Origin of the sequence: Streptococcus pseudopneumoniae, assembly GCF_001074975.1 — a bacterium.
GTDB lineage: Bacteria > Bacillota > Bacilli > Lactobacillales > Streptococcaceae > Streptococcus > Streptococcus pseudopneumoniae_D.
In genome coordinates, this window is record NZ_JUUO01000117.1 from 1 (window position 1) to 22,113 (window position 22,113).

At 43.3% G+C, this 22,113-nt stretch carries 24 protein-coding genes; 2 read left to right on the forward strand and 22 right to left on the reverse strand.

What is annotated here, in order from left to right:
* Positions 1-95 precede the first annotated feature (95 nt).
* The 21 genes from ADI86_RS07080 to ADI86_RS07180 form a co-directional block, all read right to left on the reverse strand.
* The gene (locus ADI86_RS07080) at positions 96-545 is read right to left on the reverse strand and encodes a threonine/serine exporter family protein (protein WP_049532356.1); all 450 of its coding nucleotides are present in this window, start codon (positions 543-545) and stop codon (positions 96-98) included.
* Between the two features lies 1 nt (position 546).
* Complete coding sequence (locus tag ADI86_RS07085) at positions 547-1,305, reverse strand: threonine/serine exporter family protein (protein WP_049532357.1); 759 nt, start codon at positions 1,303-1,305, stop codon at positions 547-549.
* 88 nt (positions 1,306-1,393) lie between these two features.
* Positions 1,394-3,295 carry a Stk1 family PASTA domain-containing Ser/Thr kinase gene (gene pknB, locus ADI86_RS07090; RefSeq protein ID WP_049532358.1) on the reverse strand — a complete coding sequence of 634 codons (1,902 nt, stop codon included), beginning with the start codon at positions 3,293-3,295 and terminating at the stop codon, positions 1,394-1,396.
* Positions 3,292-4,032: a Stp1/IreP family PP2C-type Ser/Thr phosphatase gene (locus ADI86_RS07095; RefSeq protein ID WP_000406242.1), complete on the reverse strand. Its 741-nt coding sequence runs from the start codon at positions 4,030-4,032 to the stop codon at positions 3,292-3,294. The genes pknB and ADI86_RS07095 overlap by 4 nt, the downstream gene beginning before the upstream one ends.
* Before the next feature lie 14 nt (positions 4,033-4,046).
* The gene (gene rsmB / locus ADI86_RS07100) at positions 4,047-5,360 is read right to left on the reverse strand and encodes a 16S rRNA (cytosine(967)-C(5))-methyltransferase RsmB (RefSeq protein ID WP_049532371.1); all 1,314 of its coding nucleotides are present in this window, start codon (positions 5,358-5,360) and stop codon (positions 4,047-4,049) included.
* Positions 5,353-6,288 (reverse strand): methionyl-tRNA formyltransferase, encoded by a 936-nt coding sequence (fmt, locus tag ADI86_RS07105; RefSeq protein WP_049532359.1) that lies wholly within the window; start codon positions 6,286-6,288, stop codon positions 5,353-5,355. The genes rsmB and fmt overlap by 8 nt, the downstream gene beginning before the upstream one ends.
* 12 nt (positions 6,289-6,300) lie before the next feature.
* Positions 6,301-8,697 carry a primosomal protein N' gene (locus ADI86_RS07110; RefSeq protein WP_049532360.1) on the reverse strand — a complete coding sequence of 799 codons (2,397 nt, stop codon included), beginning with the start codon at positions 8,695-8,697 and terminating at the stop codon, positions 6,301-6,303.
* Positions 8,698-8,762: 65 nt separating this feature from the next.
* Positions 8,763-9,077: a DNA-directed RNA polymerase subunit omega gene (rpoZ, locus tag ADI86_RS07115; RefSeq protein ID WP_000979235.1), complete on the reverse strand. Its 315-nt coding sequence runs from the start codon at positions 9,075-9,077 to the stop codon at positions 8,763-8,765.
* 24 nt (positions 9,078-9,101) lie between these two features.
* The gene (gene gmk / locus ADI86_RS07120; protein ID WP_000775041.1) at positions 9,102-9,728 is read right to left on the reverse strand and encodes a guanylate kinase; all 627 of its coding nucleotides are present in this window, start codon (positions 9,726-9,728) and stop codon (positions 9,102-9,104) included.
* A 129-nt stretch (positions 9,729-9,857) separates the two neighbouring features.
* Entirely contained in the window at positions 9,858-11,471 is a 1,614-nt protein-coding gene (locus ADI86_RS07125; RefSeq protein WP_000404936.1) for a ribonuclease Y, read from the reverse strand.
* A 190-nt stretch (positions 11,472-11,661) separates the two neighbouring features.
* On the reverse strand, positions 11,662-12,759 hold the full coding sequence (locus ADI86_RS07130) for a nucleotidyltransferase (RefSeq protein ID WP_049532361.1): 1,098 nt from the start codon (positions 12,757-12,759) through the stop codon (positions 11,662-11,664).
* Positions 12,760-12,768: 9 nt separating this feature from the next.
* The gene (locus tag ADI86_RS07135; RefSeq protein WP_049532372.1) at positions 12,769-13,509 is read right to left on the reverse strand and encodes a methyltransferase domain-containing protein; all 741 of its coding nucleotides are present in this window, start codon (positions 13,507-13,509) and stop codon (positions 12,769-12,771) included.
* A 111-nt stretch (positions 13,510-13,620) separates the two neighbouring features.
* Positions 13,621-13,974: a ribosome silencing factor gene (gene rsfS / locus ADI86_RS07140; protein WP_049532362.1), complete on the reverse strand. Its 354-nt coding sequence runs from the start codon at positions 13,972-13,974 to the stop codon at positions 13,621-13,623.
* A gap of 12 nt (positions 13,975-13,986) precedes the next feature.
* A complete protein-coding gene (locus tag ADI86_RS07145) occupies positions 13,987-14,487 on the reverse strand; it encodes a cysteine hydrolase family protein (protein ID WP_049532363.1) in 501 nt (166 codons plus the stop codon).
* A complete protein-coding gene (gene yqeK, locus ADI86_RS07150; RefSeq protein ID WP_049532364.1) occupies positions 14,488-15,081 on the reverse strand; it encodes a bis(5'-nucleosyl)-tetraphosphatase (symmetrical) YqeK in 594 nt (197 codons plus the stop codon).
* Positions 15,081-15,710 carry a nicotinate-nucleotide adenylyltransferase gene (locus tag ADI86_RS07155; protein WP_049532365.1) on the reverse strand — a complete coding sequence of 210 codons (630 nt, stop codon included), beginning with the start codon at positions 15,708-15,710 and terminating at the stop codon, positions 15,081-15,083. Before ADI86_RS07155 ends, yqeK begins: the two co-directional genes overlap by 1 nt.
* A gap of 51 nt (positions 15,711-15,761) precedes the next feature.
* Positions 15,762-16,073 (reverse strand): ribosome assembly RNA-binding protein YhbY, encoded by a 312-nt coding sequence (gene yhbY, locus ADI86_RS07160; RefSeq protein ID WP_000060169.1) that lies wholly within the window; start codon positions 16,071-16,073, stop codon positions 15,762-15,764.
* A gap of 214 nt (positions 16,074-16,287) precedes the next feature.
* Positions 16,288-17,394 (reverse strand): ribosome biogenesis GTPase YqeH, encoded by a 1,107-nt coding sequence (yqeH, locus tag ADI86_RS07165; protein WP_049532366.1) that lies wholly within the window; start codon positions 17,392-17,394, stop codon positions 16,288-16,290.
* 2 nt (positions 17,395-17,396) lie between these two features.
* Positions 17,397-17,924 carry a YqeG family HAD IIIA-type phosphatase gene (locus ADI86_RS07170; protein ID WP_049532367.1) on the reverse strand — a complete coding sequence of 176 codons (528 nt, stop codon included), beginning with the start codon at positions 17,922-17,924 and terminating at the stop codon, positions 17,397-17,399.
* A gap of 16 nt (positions 17,925-17,940) precedes the next feature.
* Positions 17,941-18,846 (reverse strand): magnesium transporter CorA family protein, encoded by a 906-nt coding sequence (locus ADI86_RS07175; RefSeq protein WP_000242267.1) that lies wholly within the window; start codon positions 18,844-18,846, stop codon positions 17,941-17,943.
* A 51-nt stretch (positions 18,847-18,897) separates the two neighbouring features.
* A complete protein-coding gene (locus tag ADI86_RS07180; RefSeq protein ID WP_049532368.1) occupies positions 18,898-19,464 on the reverse strand; it encodes a mechanosensitive ion channel family protein in 567 nt (188 codons plus the stop codon).
* 151 nt (positions 19,465-19,615) lie between these two features.
* On the opposite strand from ADI86_RS07180, the gene sstT reads away from it, so the two are divergent.
* Complete coding sequence (gene sstT / locus ADI86_RS07185) at positions 19,616-20,821, forward strand: serine/threonine transporter SstT (protein ID WP_049532369.1); 1,206 nt, start codon at positions 19,616-19,618, stop codon at positions 20,819-20,821.
* A gap of 78 nt (positions 20,822-20,899) precedes the next feature.
* On the opposite strand, the gene ADI86_RS12460 is transcribed toward sstT, so the two are convergent.
* On the reverse strand, positions 20,900-21,022 hold the full coding sequence (locus tag ADI86_RS12460) for a hypothetical protein (protein ID WP_275043692.1): 123 nt from the start codon (positions 21,020-21,022) through the stop codon (positions 20,900-20,902).
* Positions 21,023-21,048: 26 nt separating this feature from the next.
* Between ADI86_RS12460 and ADI86_RS07190 the strand changes: the two genes are divergently transcribed.
* The gene (locus tag ADI86_RS07190; RefSeq protein WP_049532370.1) at positions 21,049-22,002 is read left to right on the forward strand and encodes an aromatic acid exporter family protein; all 954 of its coding nucleotides are present in this window, start codon (positions 21,049-21,051) and stop codon (positions 22,000-22,002) included.
* Positions 22,003-22,113: the final 111 nt, after the last annotated feature.

A 22,113-nucleotide genomic window follows, 5' to 3' on the forward strand; every position in this document is an offset into this window, starting at 1 on the left:
CGCGTTTTTCTCATACTAAATGCTAGGTGGTGAGAAACTGGAAGTTAGTTTTAGAAGTTACCATTTTTCAGAAAATTCTTTTATTTCTGTAAAATCTACGATACTCGATGTGTTTTTATATAATGATAAAGTCTAAGAATCACTGTTCCACTAGCCATTCCAATGGAAATCACCAAAGCCAACATAACAACTAAAGTTGCACTAGCAATGGCGTGACTGTAATCCCCCGTCACAAAAAAGGCAGTTGTCCGATAAGAAAGATAACCCGGAACCAGAGGTGCCAAGATTGCTAAGATAAAGACTACAGCAGGAGTCTTATAAAGGATACTCAAAATCTGGCTGACACAAGAACCGATAATGGCCGCAATGAATGTGGCTACGATGACATTGGTCGGTTCTTTAAGCAAGAGATAAATTAGCCAGACAGCCATGCCCAAAATTCCTCCTGGTAAGAGCATGGACCGCTGAACATTGAGTACGATTAAAAAGGTAATAATGGCAAGAAGACTTGCTACTGCTTGTAATAAAAAGGTTGTTAGTGTCATATTAGTTCATCAATACCAAGGCGACAGAAGTTCCCGCCCCTAAAGCAAGGGTAATGAGTAGAGATTCAAACATCTTACTCATACCAGAGTTTATGTGATTAGTCATAATATCACGAACCGCATTGGTCAAGGCAATACCTGGTACAAAAGGCATGACCGCACCAGCTATAATCAAATCTGCTGTTGAGGGAAAGCCTGTGTAGCGAGCCCAAAACTGAGCTATCATCCCAAAGACAAAGGCTCCAGCAAAGGCTGTTACAAAGGGAATTCGGATAAACTTCTCCACATAGAGGGAAAAGGCAAACCCAAATAAGGTAGCCACTCCTGCCCCAAGTGCGTCGTAGATGTTTCCACTAAACATAATAGAAAAGAAAGGTGCACTAAAGGTCGCAGCCAAAGTTACCTGTAACTTAGTATAGGGAAGAGGTTGAGCTTGCAAAGCTATCAGTTGCTTGAAGGCTGTCTCTAAATCAAGCTTTCCACCTACTAACTGACGAGAAATCTGATTCACATCGCAGACTTTTTCGATGTTATAAGAAGAGGAGGTCACGCGCTTCATGCGAGAAATATTGGTATTTTCAATGGAGAAAAAGATAGCGGCAGGCATGGCAAGAACATTGCAATCCACAATCCCCTGCGAATGCGCAATCCGGATCATGGTATCTTCTACACGATGAATCTCTGAACCACTTTTGAGGAGAATAGTCCCCGCTAGCATAATCACATCGATGACAGCATTTAATTCTCTTGATTCTTCCATGCGTTCCTCCTTTTATCAACTCCTTCTATTCTATCACAAATCCGGATTCAAAAAAAATCTTTGCCATGAAATCATGACAAAGATTCGTTTAATCACGAGAATTTTCGTGGTTGCCTTCACTACTTGATTGAGTAGTAGCAGGTGCATTCTCTCGTTGATTTCCTTGTTGGTTCCCCTGACTTGGTGTTGTAGTAGAACCTTGGTTTCCACGTTGGGCTGGTGCTGATGATGATGTTGACGGCGGTGTTTTTGGTTTGTAGATTGAAATCTTGACACGCGTCTTAGTCAAATCAACCTTTTCACCTGCTTTTGGACTCTGTTCAACGACTGTACCTTCAGCAGTTCCAGCGGGAGCTGTCGACACTTCTACAACTTCAATATTGGCTTCCTTAATCCCAACAATTTGAACAAGATTGTTTTTAGTAAATTCAAGACTAGATCCTGTATAACTTGGCATGGCAACGCTGGTTACTTTCTTAGCAACGGTTAAGGTAATCGTTGAGGCCTTGCTCAAATCATAGGTCGTTCCGACAGCTGGGCTCTGTCTGAGAACAGTTCCTGCTTCGCTCTCACTTGATTCTTCTTCCTCAATTTTGATAAGATTTTCAGGAACCTTCTTCTGCTTGAGTTCTGTGATAACATCTGTAGATTTACGGCCTATATAATTGCTAATTTGGAAAGATTGCTTGCCTGAGGAGACAACCAAATTGATTTTCGAACCTTCTTTTCGACCAGTTCCAGCGTCAGGATCTGTACGGATAATCCGCCCTTCTTCCACCTTTTCACTAGCCTCTGATTTCTCCTCGCCAATCTCAAAATTGGCTTTCTTAAGGGTTTCCTTGGCTTCCGCCACTGTCTGACCTGCCACATCTGGAATAGCAATGGTTGCAGGAGTTCTGGATAGTATCCAAATAAGAGAAGCTGCCACCAATACAATGCTGGCCAACAAAATCATATAGCGAACTCTAAATTTCCGTTTCTTAACAGGCTTGCTTGCGTAATTGTCTTCCAAAGCCTGCTGACTAGGTTTCGCAGCCTGTGGCTTCGGACTTTGTGTTTGCACCTTAGGAATCGAGGTCAATGTACTCTGGGATACCTTTGGTAGTGTCTTGGTATCCGCCTTAGTAGTATCATTAAATACCAATTTAGGCTCATTGCGACGATTGTAAGACAAGCTACTAGACAAGTCCACATACATCTCTGCAACTGACTGATAACGATCTGTCAATTTCTTGGCAGTTGCCTTAATAACAACATTCTCCAAAGCCTGAGGTACAGATGGATTCTCATCAATAACTGACGGCAGTGGTTTCTGGAAATGCTGAAGGGCGATGGTCACCGCACTATCCCCGTCATAAGGGATATGGCCTGTCAGCATCTCATAGAAAATAATCCCCATGGCATAGATATCACTCTGTACAGTCGCCTTAGAACCACGCGCCTGCTCTGGTGACAAGTAATGAACCGAACCTAACATAGAGTTGGTCTGAGTCAGACTGGTCTCAGCAAAGGCTACCGCAATCCCAAAGTCTGTAACCTTGGCAGTCCCATCTGGTGTCAAAAGGATATTTTGAGGTTTCAAGTCCCGGTGAACAATTCCTCTGGTATGGGCCAAACGCATGGCTAGAAGGATTTGTCCCATGATACGGACGGCTTCTTCATTAGAAAGAGGATAGTGTTCCTTGATATAACGTTTAAGGTCTAGTCCAGCAACATACTCCATTGCAAGGTACTGTTGACCATCTTCCTCACCAATATCTGTAATCCGAACGATATGAGGATGGTCCAAATCCGCCATGGCCCTCGCTTCCCGCTGGAAACGCGCCACAGCAATCGGATCTGTCTGGTAATTGGTCCTCAGGACCTTCACTGCCACTTCTTCCCCGTCTAGAATCAAATCTTTGGCCAAGTAAACATCTGCCATGCCTCCTCGACCAATCTGTTTGATAATTCGATACCGCCCGGCAAAAATCTTGCCGATTTGGATCATTCTGCATCCTCCTCGTTCATAGAAACAAGGGCAACCGTAATGTTGTCTAAACCTCCTGCATTGTTAGCAAAACGCACGAGCGTCGCTGTTTTATCTGCCAAAGGAATATCACTGGTTACAATATCACAAATCTCACTACCTGAAATCATGTTAGTCAAACCATCACTATTGAGCAAGAGATAGTCTCCTGGCTCAAGGGTAATCATTCCAAAATCAGGTTGAACTTCATCTTTTTGACCGATTGACTGGGTAATAATATTTTTCTGTGGATGGCTAGCAGCTTCTTCAGGTGTCAATTGACCAGCCTTGAGCAATTCATTGACCAAAGAATGGTCGCTCGTCAACTGGTGGTACTCTTCTCCACGAATCAAACCGATACGAGAATCTCCAATATGAGCATAGATAGCCTGATTGCCAATAATAGCAACAGCCTCAAGAGTTGTTCCCATTCCTTTATAGGCATCATCTTGTCCAAGTTGATGAATCTTTTGATTTTCAATTTCTAGGTAATTGGCGAACCATTCACGCACTTCATTGACTGTATCGATCTGGGTGTCAACCCAAGCTATACCTAGGTCTGTTACCGCCATTTCACTAGCGATATTCCCTGCGCGATGACCTCCCATCCCATCAGCTAAAATAATCATAGTACGTCCAGCTCTATTGACATAGTGGTTGACATAGTCTTGGTTATTTGTTCGTTTCTGACCAACATCTGTTAATAATGAAATTTCCATGTGTCAGTTCCTTCCTAATCCGATATCTTACGAAATTGACTGATGAAGAATCCATCACTTCCATACAATTCAGGTGTAATGAGGATACAGCCGTCTTTCATGATATCCTTACATTCATGTTCTAGTTTTACCTGCTCGAACTCAGGATGACTTTCTAAAAACGCCTCAACGACTTGAAAATTCTCCTCTGAGACAATAGTACAGGTACTATAAGTTATTATACCACCTTTGCCTAGTGTTTGACAAACACTACCTAATATTTCTAGCTGAATTTCCTGTAAGGAAGCGAAATCTGCCGTTTCTTTATTGTATTTGATGTCTGGTTTTCGGCGCAGAAGACCGATTCCTGAACAGGGAGCATCTACCAAAATCTTATCAAATGAATCCTGACCAAAAAACTCATGCACCTTTCTGGCATCTAATTTTTGCGTTTGAATCCGATCTGCAACCCCTAGACGTTGAGCATTTTCTTGGATTAAGTCCAACTTGTGATCGTAAAGGTCCAAAGCCGTAACCTGACCTGTCGTGAGATAAGAGGCTATATGGGCTGTTTTCCCACCCGGAGCCGCACAGGCATCTAGAACCTGCTCATCACCTTGTAAATCAAGCGTCGGAGCAACAAGCTGACTGGACTCGTCTTGGATGGTAATGGCTCCATCTGCAAACAAATCATGGCCTGCAAAATGCCCCTGCTCCTTAACAAGACCAGTGGTTGCTAAAAGGGAATTATTCGCCTCCAACAAGGCTTGGATTTCCTCTTTTCGACTTAGGTCTGTTACACGAATACTGGCCTTGTTTCGCACCAAAAGGCTTTCAAAAATAGCTTGTGTTCGCTCTTCTCCGTATTCTTCCTTGAGCTTGGCAACTAGCCAAACCGGAAGGGAATATGCAATGGAGTCACGCTTATTTTTTCGTTTGATGCTGGTGATATCTGGCCAGCCTTCACGCAAGATACGGCGAAGGACGGCGTTGACCAATTTTTCACTGCCTTTTTTACGGACTTTGGCCAATTCTACTGCTTCATTGACCACAGCATGGTCTGGAATTTTGTCCAAATAGCGGAGCTGGTAGGCACTCATGAGAAGTAGGACATAAAGCCAGCTGTCTAACTGGTCTCTGTCCTCGATAAAGTGGGATAGGTACCATTCCAGAGTCAGTTTACGGGCTACCGTTCCATAGACCAGCTCGGTCACCAAACCCTTGTCTGTTGCCGAAAGTTGACTTCCCTTTAGATGCTTATTTAAGGCGATATTCGAGTATGCTTGATTGATAAAGACATCCTCTAGCACTGATAGGGCTAAACTTCTAGCCGTTTCTACTTTAGTCACCAAATCGTTCTCCTACAGTCAATGTACGTCCAACTCCGTTGAGGAAGGAAGCAATGTCCATCTTAGGCTTACCAGCTGGTTGCACTTGTTTGAGGGATAAAGCCCCTTCAGCCGTTGCGACAATCAATTCTTTCTTGCCGATAGAGAGGATTTCTCCTGGATTTCCCTGACATTCTACAGCTAGAGCTTCATAAATCTTAAAGCGGTCGCCCTTAAGGAAAGTATGGGCAACAGGCCAGGGGTTCATGCCACGGATTTGGTTGAAAAGTTGGCGATTGCTTTTAGTCCAGTCCAATTTTTCTTCCTCTGGCTTGATATTTGGCGAGAAGGTAACCTGACTCGGATCCTGCGGTTCAGGTTTGATATCACCAGCAATATAGGCAGGCAGAGTGTCCAAAAGCAAATCACGACCAACTAGCGCCAATTTTTCAAACAGGGTGCCAACATTGTCCTCATCCGTGATCGGAATACTACGACGAGAAATCATATCTCCTGCATCCATTTCCTTAACCATCTCCATAATGGTCACACCAGCTTCCTCATCCCCTTGAATCAAGGCATAATGGATAGGCGCACCACCACGGTGTTTAGGAAGAAGAGAGGCATGAACGTTGACCGCAAAGTCCATGCTATCAAGGAGTTTACTTGGGAGAAACTGCCCAAATGCAGCAGTGATAATCCCAGTCGCTCCCAAATTCATAATCGCTTCCATCTCTGGACTTCCAGATAATTTTTCAGGTTGGTAGATAGGAAGACCTGCTTCCTTGGCAGCCTGCTTGACTGGTGTTTCTTGGATAACTTTTTTACGGCCGACAGCACGGTCTGGCTGGGTTACAACGGCTAGAATTTCGTAACGGTCATCTGTCAAAAGTCCTTTTAAGACTGTTGCTGAAAAGTCGGGTGTCCCCATAAAGATTAGTTTTGTCATATCTTCTCCTTCTTATAAAAATTGCTGTGGCTCATGGTCAATGCTGAGACGGAGCTCACTATTTTCCCGTTCTTGAGTCAAGGCCAAGACCTGATTGAGGGTCGGCCCCAGCTCATCTTCTAAACGGTATTTAATTAAAATCTGATAATGATAGAGGTTGTGGGTACGGGCAATGGGTTTTGGCGTTGGCCCGAGGATGTTACTGGTTTCAGACAAACCTGACCGCAAAATATTCATGACTTCATAGGCACGTTTGACCACCTCTTCTTCTTTCTTGTGAGAAAGGGTAATGCCAATGGTGAAATAGTAAGGTGGATAGCCGAGTTGTCGTCTAATTCCCATTTCATAGGCATAAAAACCTTCGTAGTCCTGGTCTTTTGCAAATCGAATAGCATAGTGCTGCGGATTATAGGACTGGATCAAGACCTGACCTGCTTTTTCAGCCCGACCTGCTCGACCTGCCACCTGAGTCAAGAGCTGGAAGGTTCTCTCAGAAGAACGAAAATCAGGCAGATTCAAGGCCGTATCCGCATTTAGAACTCCGACTAGAGTTACATTGGGAAAATCCAAGCCCTTTGCAATCATCTGAGTACCTAGCAAGATATCTGCTTCCCCTCGACCAAACTGGTCAAGCAGAGCTTGGTGACTGCCTTTCTTTCGAGTCGTATCCACATCCATCCGCAAAATGCGGGCCTGGGGAAAGAGCTCTGCCAGCTCGTCATAAGCCTTCTGAGTTCCCGTCCCATAGTAGCGAATGCTCCGACTCTTACAGTTAGGACAGGCCTGAGGAATATCCTTCGAAAAACCACAATAATGGCAATTCATGGTCTTGGTATCCATGTGCAAGGTCAGGGAAATGTCACAGTTGGGACAAGTATCTACCGTCCCACATTCCCGACACATGACAAAGCTAGAATAACCACGGCGATTGAGCATGAGAACCACCTGCTCTTTTTTAATCAGACGGTCTTGGATAGCCTCTAGCAAAGGAGGCGTAAAGTTTGATGTCTCGTTTTGTCCAATATAGTCCCGAAAATCAATCACTTGAACCTCAGGAATCCTAGCTAAAGGATTGGCACGCTGGGTTAGACGTAAGTGTTGATAGACGCCTTTTCCAGCCCGCGCTCGGCTTTCCAGACTTGGTGTCGCAGACCCAAGAACCAGGGCCGCTTGATTATACTGGGACCTTAGAATAGCAACCTCTCTAGCATGGTAACGGGGATTGCTGTCCTGCTTATAAGTCGCTTCATGCTCTTCATCGATAATCATGACACCTAGATTTTTCAGCGGAGCAAAGATGGCAGATCTGGCACCCACAACAACTTGAGCATCGCCACGTTCCACTTTGCGCCATTCATCATACTTTTCACCATTGGAAAGACCTGAATGAAGAATGGCCACTTTCTCACCAAATCGAGCAATAAAACGCTCCGTCATTTGTGGAGTCAAAGAAATCTCAGGCACCAGCAAAATAGCTGTCTTGCCCTTGTCCAAGGCTCCTTGGATAATCTGCAAGTAAACCTCAGTCTTCCCACTTCCTGTAATTCCTTGAAGGAGGAAGGGAGGTTGATGGCTGCCAATCGCACTGACAACCGCATCTCGCGCCTGTCTTTGTTCTGGATTCAACTCCAAAGGCTGACTTGATTCAATGCCTTCAAAATAAGCAGCCGAGCGTTGGACTTCCTTTTGAACTATGATAACGGCTCCCTCTTCCACAAAGAAGTTGACTTGCTCCCGCGAATAGAACTCTAGCAAACTAGCCAAGGAAGCACTCTCAGGATGAGAAAGCAAATAGTCTCTCAGTTCTAACTTTTTCTTGGCGCGTGTGGAAATCTCTACACCTTCTAACTGAACAAGGTCTACCTCATACCAAGACTGGGTCTTGACCTTCTTTTGATCAATCGCCTGATATTCTAGACCAAGCAGGCCTTTTCTAGTCAAACGCATCATTTCAGCTTGCTTAGCTAAATCCAGAGAAGAAAAGGCTAGCGAATCTTCTGAACCAAACAAGCGCTCTCGGTCTTCCTGACTCAGACCTGCCAGAGGATAGAGAATCTTGTCATAGCTAGAGTTTAGAAATCCTGGAAGCATGGCCTTGAGGATGGAGATCTTGTAGGAGAAGACGGACTTGCGTAACTCCTCAGCCAACCAGAGTTGTTCTTGCGTGAGAACAGGCGAAAAATCCAACACCTCAGCAATATCTTTTAAATCTTGACTTGCCACTTCTTCATCTTGTTGGGACTCCAAACCAAGAACAATCCCTTGAATCAGGCGATTTCCCTTACCAAAAGGCACATGAACCCGCATCCCAACTTCCAGCATTCCCTCAAATTCCTCAGGAATTCTGTAACTATAGGGCTGGTCCGTCTGCATCAAGGGCACATCTACTATAATCTTAGCTACGGCCATCTTCTCACCTCCTCCTTGTCAGTACATTCTTGCAATAGAAAAAATAAGATTGAGTCCCCCCAACCTTAAATTTTTTCACCATCTTCTTTTTCTTTAGCGATTTGCTCTTTAATTTTCTTTTCTTCTTCTTCTTTGCGACGTTTCTCTTCTTCGATACGGCGACGCACTGCTTCACGTTTACCTTCTGGATCTGGGTGAATCGTAACGTTTCCTGATTCGATTTCTTCTAAAGCGCGAAGAGTTGATTTTTCAGACTTGAAACCTTGAGTTGCTGGCGCACCTGCTTCCAATTCGTGGGCACGTTTTGCTTCCAAGATTACGAGTGAATATTTTGATGGAACCTTGTCGAGCAAGGTATCAATAGAGGGTTTTAACATCATTTGCTTGTACCTATTTTCTAAATTTTATCGAGTAGTTGGAGATTTTGGTAACATCTCCTGATAGTGACCAATGACACGATCCACACGGAAGTGTTCTGCTTCGATCACACGTTTGACACGCTCAGCAGCTAGGGGCACCTGATCGTTGACAATCGCATAATCATACTCACGCATGAGGGCAATTTCTTCCTTGGCTTTTTCGATTCGTTGGGCAATCACTTCTGCACTGTCTGTTCCACGTCCTACCAAACGATCTTGCAATTCATCCAAATCTGGTGGTGTCAGGAAGATAAAGACAGCATCTGGAACCTTTTTCTTGACCTGAAGAGCACCTTGAACCTCAATTTCAAGGAAAACATCGATTCCCTTGTCCAAGGTTTCATTGACATAGGTCAGAGGAGTTCCATAGTAGTTGCCGACATATTCTGCGTATTCCAACATCTGTCCTTGACGAATCAACTCTTCAAACTCTTCGCGAGTACGGAAGAAATAGTCAACACCATCCACTTCTCCAGGACGTTGTGCGCGTGTCGTCATCGATACAGAGTATTGAAATTGGTTTTCAGAACTCTCAAAAATCTCTCTTCTAACCGTTCCTTTTCCAACTCCTGAAGGACCAGAAAAAACGATTAGTAAGCCTCGGTCTGCCATTGTGTCTCCTTTTAGTCAGTCTGTGAAATAACATTTCTCTAGAATAATGGCAAAAAGCCAGATTATCCTTTACAGTCTTTCTATCTAGTGTAACAAAAAAGCAGTAATTTTTCAACTGCTCTTTCTTATTTATTTAGCATAATCTACTGCACGAAGCTCGCGAATCACGGTTACCTTGATATTTCCTGGGTAATCGAGATTGTTTTCAATTTTCTCGCGAACTTTGTGAGCCAAGATTGTGACTTTGTCGTCCTTGATTTGTCCTGGATTGACCATGATACGGATTTCACGTCCTGCTTGAAGGGCAAAGCTAGTTTGTACTCCTTCAAAGCCGTTCGCAATTTCTTCCAAATCATGGAGACGCTTGATGTAGCTTTCAAGAGACTCACTACGAGCACCTGGACGGGCTGCGCTCAAGGCATCTGCTGCAGCAACGATAACTGCAATGACGCTTTCTGCTTCAACATCGCCGTGGTGACTAGCAATCGTATTGACCACAACTGGGTGTTCCTTGTACTTACGGGCCAATTCCATACCGATTTCAACGTGGCTACCCTCAACCTCGCGGTCAATGGCTTTTCCGATATCGTGAAGGAATCCAGCACGACGGGCAAGAGCCGCATTTTCACCAAGTTCGCTCGCCATGATACCAGCTAACTTAGCAACTTCAATCGAATGGCGCAAGACATTTTGTCCATATGAAGTACGGAACTGCAAACGTCCCATAATCTTCATCAAGTCCGGATGAAGGTTTGGCGCACCAATTTCATAGGCAGCAGCCTCACCATATTCACGGATCTTATTGTCAATCTCTTGACGGTTTTTCTCAACCAACTCTTCGATACGAGCTGGGTGGATACGACCATCTTTGAGCAACATTTCCATAGTCATACGGGCAATCTCACGACGAATTGGGTCAAATCCTGACAAGGTCACCACTTCTGGTGTATCGTCGATAATCACATCGACCCCTGTCAAACTTTCAAAGGTACGAATGTTACGACCTTCACGCCCAATAATGCGTCCCTTCATAGTATCGTCTGGCAGATGGACTGTTGAGTTTGTCGACTCTGCCACATATTCACCAGCGATACGTTGCATAGCTTGAACTAAGATGTCCTTGGCCATTTTGTCAGAACGTTCCTTGACCTCTTGCTCAGCTTCACGAATACGGCTAGCAATCTCCTTGGTCAAGTTTTCCTCTGTCTGTGCCAAGATAATATCTCGTGCTTCTGCCTGAGACAGGGCACCAATACGCTCTAGTTCTGCTTCTTTTTGTCTTTCGACTTCCTCTAATTGCTCTTCACGCGCATCAAGGTTTTTCGCTCTATCAGAAATACTTTGTTCTTTTTGTTCAAGTGTTTGTTCTTTACTCGTCAAATTGTCGTCCTTACGGTCAAGGCTAGTAGCTCTCTCTGTCAAACGACTTTCGATTTGTTTGAGTTCTTGACGTTCTGATTTGAATTCAGCGTCCACTTCTTCACGGTATTTTCTGGCTTCTTCTTTGGCCTCCAATAGTGCTTCTTTTTTAAGAGACTTGCTTTCACGTTTGGCTTCATTAACAAGTAAATCTGCTTCGCGTTCAGCTTGTCCACGTAAATTAGTTGCTTCTTGTTCAGCATTTAAAAGCATCAACTCTGCAGCTTCCTGAGATGATTTCATCTTAGCTGAGATGCTGACATATCCAATGACTAAACCAATGATGACGGCAAAAACAGCAATCGCAAGCGACATGATCTCCATGTTTTTACCTCATTTTATTATTATTCCGAATGACATACATTCTTTTATATTCTACCATAAAAAAGTGATTTTCACAAACCTAAAATAGAATATGTTTTGAGGAATTTGGAACACATTTGCTAAAATAAAATTGTTGTTTAGAAATAGTAGTTTAGTAGAGACTTGAGAAAAAGCCTACTTCGCAGTAGACTTAGTTTCTTTTTATTCTTATCGGCACTCTTCCAAAATTCTGTTCTGCTATACTTGGATTTCCTAGTTGATAAATCTGGTCTGCTTTTTGAGTCATGACATCCCAGGGTTCTTTGCCAATTCGGCTGACTAGATGGACCTGTCCTTTCAGAGACTTGAGATGTTGTCTGCCTTTTTCGGTAAAACCAAGAACATGAATGGCTTCTGGCAAATCACTTTCTCTAGCCTGCACCAAGATATAGGTTAAGAGACGTCTAACACGCGCCTTGGTGTAGCGTTTGGTGGCAACCGCCTCGACCATTTCTTCTACAGACTGTGCTGTTTTAATAGCTTCATTAATGCGCACTGCCATTTCTTGATTGACTTGATAGATAGTGGTTAGGTCTGGATTTGATAATATTTGATAGCGGAGCAAAAGAAAATAGTCTTCCCAGGTCACCTTACTTGCCTGCTCAAATAGGGCAACAGAAGGCATAAAGCGTTCTAAGAAATCTTGGTCCCTCTGGTGCTGACGGAGGGCTGTTGCCGAAGCAAAGTCCACATCCTTGTCCACAGAATGGTAGCCTGCCCCCTGACGCTGAATTGGCTCAAGTTTGATGTCTCGTCCTGCAACTGCCTTGGCATAGGCGAGAGCAAGAACATGATTGGGCGTATTGCCAGAAAAATCAAGACCTGCAAACTCCTTCCACATGGCTTGGGTTTTCTGTGGATAAGAGAGAGAATCTGGCAGATTTTCCACAAATTTCTCCATCTCAGCACCTTTCTCTGTGTATAAGTCAGCAATTTTCTGGTAGTCCAGAACTTCCTCTGTTCCAAAAGCTAGAGTATCAATCCCCAAACGCGCCAAGATATCCACAGCTCCTTGGCCAAAGAAATCTGCTGCCTGAACACTAACTAAAAAAGGCAATTCTACTGCCAAATCTGCTCCATTTTCCAGTGCCATCTGGGCCCGAGTCCACTTATCTACAATGGCTGGTTCTCCACGTTGCATGAAATTCCCAGACATAGCCACGATTTTCAGCCCCTCAACCTGTTCCAGCAGGTATTTATGCCCATTATGAAAAGGATTAAACTCCACGATAATACCTGTGATGGTCATAGACTTCTCCTACTTCTGCGCCACAAAAAACCAACGGGTGCTGGTTTCTGTTGGCTCCTTGTCCTCAAAGTCCGCATAAAGTTTGAATGACTTGAATCCAGCCTGTTCCAGCAAAATATCATAAGTCAGAACCTCATAAGTCCGCTCCTCATGCACTTCATCGTGGCGACTAAAGGAACCGTCCGCTTCCTTGATAAAGAAAGTCAACTCATGCACGATGGAGTGAGGCGCCGCATCCTCATAGGTATCCCAAAGCATGGCGAAATCTTCCGCATTTTCATGGTAGGAATAGCCTGGAAAAACCTCATCCGTCTGGTAAGTCGAATGCACATCAAAGATGAAAACTCCGTCTTCGTTGAGGGCATTATACACTTCCTTAAAGACGTCCCCTACTTCCACCTCATCTTGCATATAGCAGATTGAGTCCGAATAACAAGTAACAAAGTCATATTTTCCTGCCTTGGACAAATCCAGCATATTGCCTTCTATAAAGGCAATCTTCTGCTTGGCTGAAGCAGCTCTCTTCTCAGCAATCTTCAACATATCCGCACTCAAGTCAAGTCCAGTCACATCAAAACCAGCCTGAGAAAAGCGCACAGATTGAATTCCTGTCCCACAAGCCAGTTCCAATAGTTTCTTTCTCTCCTTAGTTTTTGGCAAATGACGAAGAGAAAAATCAGTCCATTTGTCGTATAAACTATCATCCATCACTGCATCGTAAACAGCCGCAAAGGTTTCATAAGTTGCCATAATCATGATACCAAGAGCCTCCATGGCAAACACCACTCGCTCTTTACCTTTCTATCAATTTTTTCTAAAATAAGCAAATAAAACCCAGTTGACTACAACTGAGTTCATCTTCTAAGCAAGAGCTTCTGAAATATCTACTGAATTCGCCTCATGCCATAGTTTTTCTAGGTTATAGTGGGCACGCATTTCTTCTGAGAAGATATGCACAACGACAGCGCCTAGGTCCAGCAAGACCCAACCTCCAGCTGCATCACCTTCGATATGGCTACCTTTAAAGCCTGCTTGGGCTACTTTTTCACGGATATTATCAGCGATAGCATCCAACTGACGGCTATTCATTGAGCTAGTGATAACAAAGTAGTCCGTCACGCTGGTCAATTCTTGTACGTCAAGTGCGAGGATATCCTCCGCACGTTTCTCATCAGCCGCTTTCACGACTAGTTCTAGTAATTCTTTTTCGTTCATTTAGTCCTCTTTCTAGAAAATATGTTTGTAATCTAGGACATCTGCAAAGCGCCCCTCCCAAATGCCCTCATAAAATTCATTTATCGTTTCTGCTGGAATGTCTTTCCCATCAAACGTTGTGCAAGTTCCTTCTGGAATCATAAGCTGATAGCCATATTCAAAAGCAACCTTGACAGAGGTATCCACACAATATTCTGTCTGCATACCACATAAAACTAATTTTTCAATCCCCTGTTTATCCAAGTATTCTTTTAAACCTGTTTCTTTGAAAATACTGTTATACTTCTTCTGAAAGACCTTTTCATTAGGTTTTCGACTTAAAAGCTCAGATAACTGCCAATCTTCTGATGTTTGAGCTTCAGAGTTCTCAATATGTTGAACATAAATAATTTCGATATTCTTACTTCTAGCCTGGTTTTGTAAATAAGAAATTTTTTCCAATAGACTATTTGTCTGAAAACCTGTTTCCACTAAAATATTTTGTACATCAATAATTATAAAAGCCGTCTTCATTCAGTCCTCTTTCAAATAGTGCACAAAGGCGTTATAGGTTTCAAGGGTTTGGGGATAGATGGGAAATCCCTGATGAGCTAGATGCTCCACGGTACGAGCTGTTTCGTAGGCCACCGCCTTATTAAGTGATAGACTTGCAATCTCACGCGCCACATCTACTCCTGGAAAGGCGCGATTATGCTCGATATAGTCTGCGACGTAGATGACTTTATCTAGGTCTGTCATCTGGTCAGCACCGACTGTATGGATTTCAATAGCTCGCAGGATTTCTGAATCATACAGCTCCAAATCTTCCTGAATTTTGTAAATGCCAACCATTCCATGCCAGACATTATTGCCCCAGTTTTTGAGATCAGGGTCTAGCTGATAACGGTCAATTAATTCAAGAAATTCCTGATCTGACAGCTTCTTAGCATAATCATGGAGAAGACCTGCAAGACCTGCTTTCTCGGTATCAACTCCAAATCGCTGAGCTAGTTCTATGGCTGCACGCTCCACACCCAAGCAATGGGTTAAGCGTTTTTCAGGTAGAAGCTCCGCCATTTTTTCCAACAAAGCCTCACGGGAGCAGTTGATATAGTCTTGATAGGCCATCAGTAAAGCCCCTCCTTTTCGATGTAGTCTAGCACTGGCTGAGGTAGGAGAAAGTTGGGTTTCCGTCCTTGGGCAATAAAATCACGCACCATACTAGATGAAATGTCCATAAGGGGCACATCCACCCAAATGACTGGATAAGAAGTTCCAGCCTTGTAGCGTGGTCGTTGAACACCTACAAACTGAACCATGTCAACCAGTTCATCAATTCGGTACCACTTAGGCAGGTAATCCACCATGTCGGCACCGATGATAAAGTAATAATCTGTATCTGGATTCTTCTCAGTTAGAAGCTTCATGGTGTCGTAGGTATAGGAAATGCCCTTGCGCTCCAACTCAATGGTTTCAATGGCTAGGCCCTCAATCCCCTCAATCGCCAACTCAAGCATCTTGAGACGATGGTGTTCAGGGATGGTTTCCTTTTTATCTACGTGAGGTGGTTGGTATTCAGGCATAAGCAGAACTTGATCCAGTCCCAACTGCTGGCGTACTTGGTCAGCTACGATAAGGTGGGCATGGTGAACAGGGTTAAAATTCCCCCCTAAAATCCCGACTTGTTTGCGTTTTTTCTCCTTGATTTCTGGCTCCAACTCTACCTTGGTAAAGGGAGTCAATAGTTCGATTGCCATAGGCTAGTCTCCTTTATTTCTCTGTAAAAACAGTTGTTTGGAGTATGGGGTTTAGATTTCTTTGACCTTTTTAGAAATCTTACGATTTTCTTTCTTGCTGGATTGTTTAAACAAAATCAAGATGCGTCCGATTTTTTGGACTGTATCCACACCAATTTCTTCTTCCAAGATTTCAGCTACTTCATGGATATTTTCATCTGTGTTTTGTAAAAGAGTAACCTTGATCAATTCACGCGCATCAAGAGCTTGACGGACGCTGGTTTTGATTTGGTCGTTGAGACCATTTTTTCCAATTTGGATGATGGGTTTGAGGGTATGTGCCTGGCTATTGAGGAAGGCACGTTGTTTTGATGTTAATGACATAATTTCTTTAAAAGAGTTTCTTTTTATACTTTTCTGAAGTGGTGACGGACGTCAGCAAAGTCCTTCGGACTTTCATGACTAAAATTTGAGCCTAAGGTCTCAAATTTTCCGCAGTTGGTACAATTCCTTGTACCAACTAACACCACGGCGAAAAGTATTCTCTACGGGGCTCGCCCTGCTCGCCCGAATTCAGACAACCCTTTCCTTTCTGTGTTTAAATAATTGCTTTTCGTGCGACGACGGCGACGCCTTCTGGTGCCCAGACGGCGACTTTGGCTGTGCCTGTTACACGGATCCATCCGAGTCCTGAGATGACTAGGTCTGTCTTGTCCTTAATGTTAAATACATGTTGGATTAGTTTTGGAAAATCTTCTTTTTCCTTACTATTTGGTGGTGTTAGCAGGGTTCCCAGGTGCTTGTCGTAAAAGGCACTAGCACCTTCTAGCTTGGTACGGTGGAGTTTGAGTTCATTGTCAAAGAAGGCAGTGAAACCTTGCTTTTCTCCTGCAATGAAGTCAAAGCGTCCTAGACCTCCTAAAAATAGGGTTTGTTCAGGATTGAGCTGATAGGTTTTAGGCTTGATTTCCTTTTTAGGGCTGACATACTTGAGGTTTTTAGCCGTCAAGTAATGGGTCATCTGGTGACGGTGGATGATTCCCGGCGTATCGTAGATATAAGATCCGTCGTCAAGCGGAATCTCAATCTTGTCCAAGGTTGTCCCTGGGAAACGTGAAGTTGTAATCACGTTCTGATCACCCGTAATTTCTTGGATAATAGCATTGATTAGAGTTGATTTTCCAACGTTGGTCACACCAACCACATAGACATCGCGGCCCTTACGGTAGTGCTCAATTTTATCAATGACTTCCTTGATAGCATGCTTATTTTGTGCTGAAGTTAGGACGACATCGACAGGACGAAGACCCTCCTCGTGGGCACGCTCCATGAGCCACTGACTAATCTTGCCTGGTTTAACTGACTTAGGGAGAATATCTTTTTTATTACCAACCAAGAGGACATCATTGCCCGAAACAAAACGTGGCAAGCCTGGGATGACCGAGCCATTAAAGTCAAAGATATCAATGACATTGACCACTAAGGCATCACTGTCTCCCACCTCGTGCAAGAGTTTTAGGAAATCATCATCCGTCAACTGCACATCTGTGATTTCATTGTAGTGGCGCAGACGGAAACAACGTTGGCAATAGACTTCGCCAGTCTCCAAACCTTTTTCAAGTGCTGACTGAGGCGTAAAACCAAGACCAGCCTTGTCTGTCGTCTGAATGGTTGCTCCACAACCAATACAGAGAATTTCTTCCATAGTTAAATTCCTTTTTTATATATAATCGGTCCGTACTTTTCGGTGATTTTTCGCATAACACGACGCTCACGAGCTCGGTTAATCTGCGTTTTGATAGAGTCGTGTTGGACCAAGGGCTTGACCAAGATCGAACGAATGCCAGCACGGTGGGCTGCTCGAATATCGGTCATAAGCTGGTCGCCGACCATGACCACTTCACTTTTCTCATAGTGAAATTCCTTCATGGCACGGTCAATCCCAAATGTGAAGGGCTTCAGAGCCCAATAAATATAATCAATTCCAAACTTTTCAACTGCTCGTTGGACCCGTTTTTTAGTGTTATTTGAGACCACGATGATGCGAATACCTGCATCCCGAAGGTCATGTAGCCATTGCTTCATCTCTGGCGTCCCGTCAGGGTTGTTCCAAGCAATGAGGGTATTGTCCAAATCGACCAAAACAGCCTTGATTCCATGCGCCTGCAGGCTTGGGACTGTCAGATCATAGACTGCTTCCACAGCAAAGTCTGGCATGTAGTTTTCAATCACCATTTTGGCTCCTTTTCTTTTATTTTCTAGTAATTTTCTTCAGCCATTGAGATAAGGCCACCCATAAAATCAAGCTAGTCATTAAGATATAAATCCAAGCATTTGGCTCTTCTGTAAATGGTAGAGGAACATTCATTCCGAAGAAACCTGTAATAACCGCAAGTACTGCTAGTAAGACGGAGATAATAGTCAAAATTGACAAACTATCATTCAAGTTATTGTTTAGGATGTTGTTGTAAGAAGCTGAGAGTTGTTGCAAGACTTGAGAAATCAAGTCTGTCATAGACACCAACTGATGGGCTTCAATCATGGCATCATCAAACTGCTCTCGTTCGACATCATTAAATCTCCGATAAAGAGCATGGCCCTGGATATGTTCCAAGAGGAGTCGATTTTGTTTTGCTGCTGCTGTCAAGTAAACCATACCAGTCTCCAAGTCAGAGAGGGCGAAGAGATTTTTCTTTGTTGTAGTTTGACGTAGCAAGGCACTAATTTCGTCCTTACTTTTATCCATCTCTTCAATGACAGGATAATAAGCGTTACTGATAATCTCTAAACCAGCAAAGAGAAACTTGTAAATAGAAAGCGACTCATGGCTATCCAGATAAGCTGACATCTGATCAATGACATAAGCATTCTTATGGTTGCTGATGGTAATCATTCGTTGTCTTTCGACGATAAAGGTCATCGGAATCGCTTCATAATATTCTTTGTCTTTTTCTAAATCAAGAACATTATAAATAAAGGTTACCGTCTCCGTTTCACGGTTATAATCCATATGAGCTCGTTCATTTCTATCCAGAGCATACTCAATGGTTTCCTTGTCCAATCCATAGATGTCAGAAAGATCTTCCATATTTTTAATCTTATCCACATCAAGGTCTATCCAGGTACAACCATTGCCCAACTGCTTTTCTAAAACCATCTTTTCTCCTTTATTAAACTCTTTCTATTGTACCATAAATCTGCTAAAATTTCAGGCCTGGTCTGTCCGAGAGAAATTGCTGACGACGGTGATATTGCGATTTGGAACGAAGTGTAGAACCTGGTCTTCTCCTCTGAGTTGCGTTGTTCGAATGCCGACGCTGACGACCTTGCCCGATACAGTAATAGGACCATTTGTCAAAACAACCTCATCTCCCACATCCAGTTGACGTTCAAAGAGGATGAAAAAGCCATTGATAACATCAGACAGAAAACCTTGGGCTCCCATACCAATGGCTACCCCAGCAATCCCAGCCCCTGCCAGCAAACTAGAAACAGGCAAACCTAAAATCGACAAAATGCAGTAGAGCAAAAAGAAATAAAGGGTATAATTAAACACATTTTCTAACAGACGTGAGATGGTTTTCTGACGCCCGACATCATGACGAGACATTTTTAGAGAAGGTTTAACAATTCTCTGCACCATCGTATGAAGTAATTTCTTAGCTATATAAAAGAGTAAAAATAGGAATAACAGAGAAAGTACCTTGGTTAAAATATTCTCGATAATCGCTGTAACATCAAGCTTATTGAGGTAGGTTTGAAAAAATTCTTGCATAGAAAACTCCTTTCATTTATTATACCATACTTTCATAAAGTGTCATTCTCCATAAATATTCAAAAATAATTTCAAAAATAGACAGAAAATTCTTGATTTTAGTTCATATTTATACTATAATCATAAACATTACACAACAAAGGAGATTGTTATGAAAAAATTCATTCATGCTTGGAATAAGGCAAGCCTAATCAAACGTATCTTGATTGGCATGCTTATTGGAGGAACCCTAGGACTGACACTTCCTAACATTTCAGGAATTGGTCTACTCGGAGATCTCTTTGTTGGTGGCCTCAAAGCCATCGCACCGATTCTGGTCTTTGCCCTCGTTGCCAATGCCCTTTCCCAACATCAAAAGGGCCAAGATAGCAATATGAAAACCGTTATCTTCCTTTACTTGATGGGAACCTTTGCCGCTGCCCTTATCGCTGTACTAGCAAGTTTCATCGTACCTGTTGAAATTACCCTAAATAGTGCTAATACCGATATTGCTCCACCAGATGGAATTGGACAGGTCCTCAGCAACCTTTTGCTCAAACTGGTTGACAATCCAGTCAATGCCCTCGTTACAGCCAACTACATCGGTATCTTATCTTGGGCAGTTGTTTTCGGGATTGCTATGAGAGAGGCAAGTAAAAACAGTAAAGAATTACTGAAAACCATGGCTGATGTGACTTCTAAGATTGTCGAATGGATCATCAACCTAGCTCCGTTTGGAATCCTTGGCCTTGTCTTTAAAACCATCTCTGATAAGGGAATCGGTAGTCTAGCCAACTACGGAATCTTGCTTGCCCTCTTGGTGACAACCATGTTCTTTGTGGCTCTGGTAGTCAATCCACTAATTGCCTTCCTCTTTATGAAGAGAAATCCTTATCCCCTTGTTTGGAAATGTTTGCGTGTCAGCGGTGTAACAGCCTTCTTCACTCGTAGTTCTGCGGCTAACATCCCTGTCAATATGAAACTCTGTCATGACCTTGGACTGAATCCAGATACCTATTCGGTTTCTATCCCACTTGGTTCTACTATCAACATGGCCGGGGCAGCAATTACCATTAATGTTCTAACCCTTGCTGCAGTAAATACTCTTGGCATCCCTGTTGACTTTGCGACAGCCTTTGTCCTTAGTGTAGTAGCAGCTATCTCAGCCTGTGGTGCTTCTGGTATTGCCGGTGGTTCCCTCCTTCTTATCCCAGTTGCTTGTAGCCTTTTTGGTATTTCTAACGATATTGCGATGCAAGTTGTCGGTGTTGGATTTGTGATTGGTGTCATCCAAGACTCATGTGAAACAGCCCTCAACTCTTCTACAGATGTCCTCTTCACCGCCGTTGCCGAATACGCAGCAGCCCGTAAAAAATAACTCATAAAGGCAAGCCTGCTTCGGTCTTGTCTTTTCCGCTTTTATTCTAATACTCAATGAAAATCTCTTCAAACCACGTCAGCTTCCATCTGCAACCTCAAAACAGTGTTTTGAGCTGACTTCATCAGTTCTATCCACAACCTCAAAACGGTGTTTTGAGCAGCCTGCGGCTAGCTTCCTAGTTTGCTTTTTGATTTTCATTGAGTATAACTTACTAGGAAATTCTTATGTCTATTAGCCAACGTACGACCAAGCTCATCTTAGCTACCTGTCTTGCCTGCCTTCTTGCTTACTTTCTCAATCTTTCTTCAGCTGTCTCGGCTGGAATTATTGCTCTTTTAAGCCTCTCTGATACACGTAGAAGTACTTTAAAACTGGCCCGCAATCGTCTTTTTTCCATGCTTCTAGCTCTGGCTATCGGTGTTTTGGCTTTTCACTTGAGCGGATTTCATATCTGGAGCCTTGGCCTCTATCTGGCTCTCTATGTGCCTCTAGCCTACAAGATGGGCTGGGAAATTGGCATCACACCAAGCACTGTTTTGGTTAGCCACCTCTTGGTACAAGAGTCAACCTCTCTAGACCTTCTAGTCAATGAATTTCTTCTCTTTGCTATCGGTACAGGATTTGCCTTACTGGTCAATCTCTATATGCCTTCACGAGAAGAGGAAATCCATCACTACCACATATTAGTAGAAGAAAAGTTAAAAGATATTCTCCATCGCTTCAAATATTATTTATCCAGAGGAGATGGACGCAACCGAGCACAGCTAGTAGAAGAATTAGACACCCTTTTGGAAGAAGCCCTCAGACTGGTCTATCTAGATCACTCTGACCAGCTCTTTCACCAGACCGACTACCATATCCACTACTTTGAGATGAGACAACGACAAAGTCGTATCCTGCGAAATATGGCCCAGCAAATCAATACCTGTCACCTAGCTGCCAGTGAGAGCCTGATTTTAGCCCAACTCTTTTCAAAAATTGCAGGGCAACTGAGCCAGACCAATCCTGCTTCTGATTTACTAGATGAAATTGAACGTTATCTGGAAGTCTTTCGCAACCGCAGTCTGCCCAAGACAAGAGAAGAATTTGAAACCCGCGCCACACTCCTCCAACTCCTACGTGAAGCCAAAACCTTCATCCAAGTAAAAGTTGACTTTTACCAAAAATATGGACAGTAAAAAAGAAAACTTCAGACCAATCACAAAAGGTGAATATCTGAAGTTTTCTTTTATAGTCAACTGAAACAGGAGTAGGACAAAAGAGCCTCGTAAAAGGTATTGCAACTTGGT

Bases quoted from the DNA above. Each gene is read 5' to 3' on its own strand.
- ADI86_RS07080 (WP_049532356.1), bottom strand. From the start codon at position 545: ATGACACTAACAACCTTTTTATTACAAGCAGTAGCAAGTCTTCTTGCC.
- ADI86_RS07085 (WP_049532357.1), bottom strand. From the start codon at position 1,305: ATGGAAGAATCAAGAGAATTAAATGCTGTCATCGATGTGATTATGCTA.
- pknB (WP_049532358.1), bottom strand. From the start codon at position 3,295: ATGATCCAAATCGGCAAGATTTTTGCCGGGCGGTATCGAATTATCAAA.
- ADI86_RS07095 (WP_000406242.1), bottom strand. From the start codon at position 4,032: ATGGAAATTTCATTATTAACAGATGTTGGTCAGAAACGAACAAATAAC.
- fmt (WP_049532359.1), bottom strand. From the start codon at position 6,288: ATGACAAAACTAATCTTTATGGGGACACCCGACTTTTCAGCAACAGTC.
- ADI86_RS07110 (WP_049532360.1), bottom strand. From the start codon at position 8,697: ATGGCCGTAGCTAAGATTATAGTAGATGTGCCCTTGATGCAGACGGAC.
- rpoZ (WP_000979235.1), bottom strand. From the start codon at position 9,077: ATGATGTTAAAACCCTCTATTGATACCTTGCTCGACAAGGTTCCATCA.
- gmk (WP_000775041.1), bottom strand. From the start codon at position 9,728: ATGGCAGACCGAGGCTTACTAATCGTTTTTTCTGGTCCTTCAGGAGTT.
- ADI86_RS07125 (WP_000404936.1), bottom strand. From the start codon at position 11,471: ATGGAGATCATGTCGCTTGCGATTGCTGTTTTTGCCGTCATCATTGGT.
- ADI86_RS07130 (WP_049532361.1), bottom strand. From the start codon at position 12,759: ATGACCATCACAGGTATTATCGTGGAGTTTAATCCTTTTCATAATGGG.
- ADI86_RS07135 (WP_049532372.1), bottom strand. From the start codon at position 13,509: ATGGCAACTTATGAAACCTTTGCGGCTGTTTACGATGCAGTGATGGAT.
- rsfS (WP_049532362.1), bottom strand. From the start codon at position 13,974: ATGAACGAAAAAGAATTACTAGAACTAGTCGTGAAAGCGGCTGATGAG.
- ADI86_RS07145 (WP_049532363.1), bottom strand. From the start codon at position 14,487: ATGAAGACGGCTTTTATAATTATTGATGTACAAAATATTTTAGTGGAA.
- yqeK (WP_049532364.1), bottom strand. From the start codon at position 15,081: ATGGCCTATCAAGACTATATCAACTGCTCCCGTGAGGCTTTGTTGGAA.
- ADI86_RS07155 (WP_049532365.1), bottom strand. From the start codon at position 15,710: ATGGCAATCGAACTATTGACTCCCTTTACCAAGGTAGAGTTGGAGCCA.
- yhbY (WP_000060169.1), bottom strand. From the start codon at position 16,073: ATGTCATTAACATCAAAACAACGTGCCTTCCTCAATAGCCAGGCACAT.
- yqeH (WP_049532366.1), bottom strand. From the start codon at position 17,394: ATGGAAGAAATTCTCTGTATTGGTTGTGGAGCAACCATTCAGACGACA.
- ADI86_RS07170 (WP_049532367.1), bottom strand. From the start codon at position 17,924: ATGGTGATTGAAAACTACATGCCAGACTTTGCTGTGGAAGCAGTCTAT.
- ADI86_RS07175 (WP_000242267.1), bottom strand. From the start codon at position 18,846: ATGGTTTTAGAAAAGCAGTTGGGCAATGGTTGTACCTGGATAGACCTT.
- ADI86_RS07180 (WP_049532368.1), bottom strand. From the start codon at position 19,464: ATGCAAGAATTTTTTCAAACCTACCTCAATAAGCTTGATGTTACAGCG.
- sstT (WP_049532369.1), top strand. From the start codon at position 19,616: ATGAAAAAATTCATTCATGCTTGGAATAAGGCAAGCCTAATCAAACGT.
- ADI86_RS12460 (WP_275043692.1), bottom strand. From the start codon at position 21,022: ATGAAAATCAAAAAGCAAACTAGGAAGCTAGCCGCAGGCTGCTCAAAA.
- ADI86_RS07190 (WP_049532370.1), top strand. From the start codon at position 21,049: ATGTCTATTAGCCAACGTACGACCAAGCTCATCTTAGCTACCTGTCTT.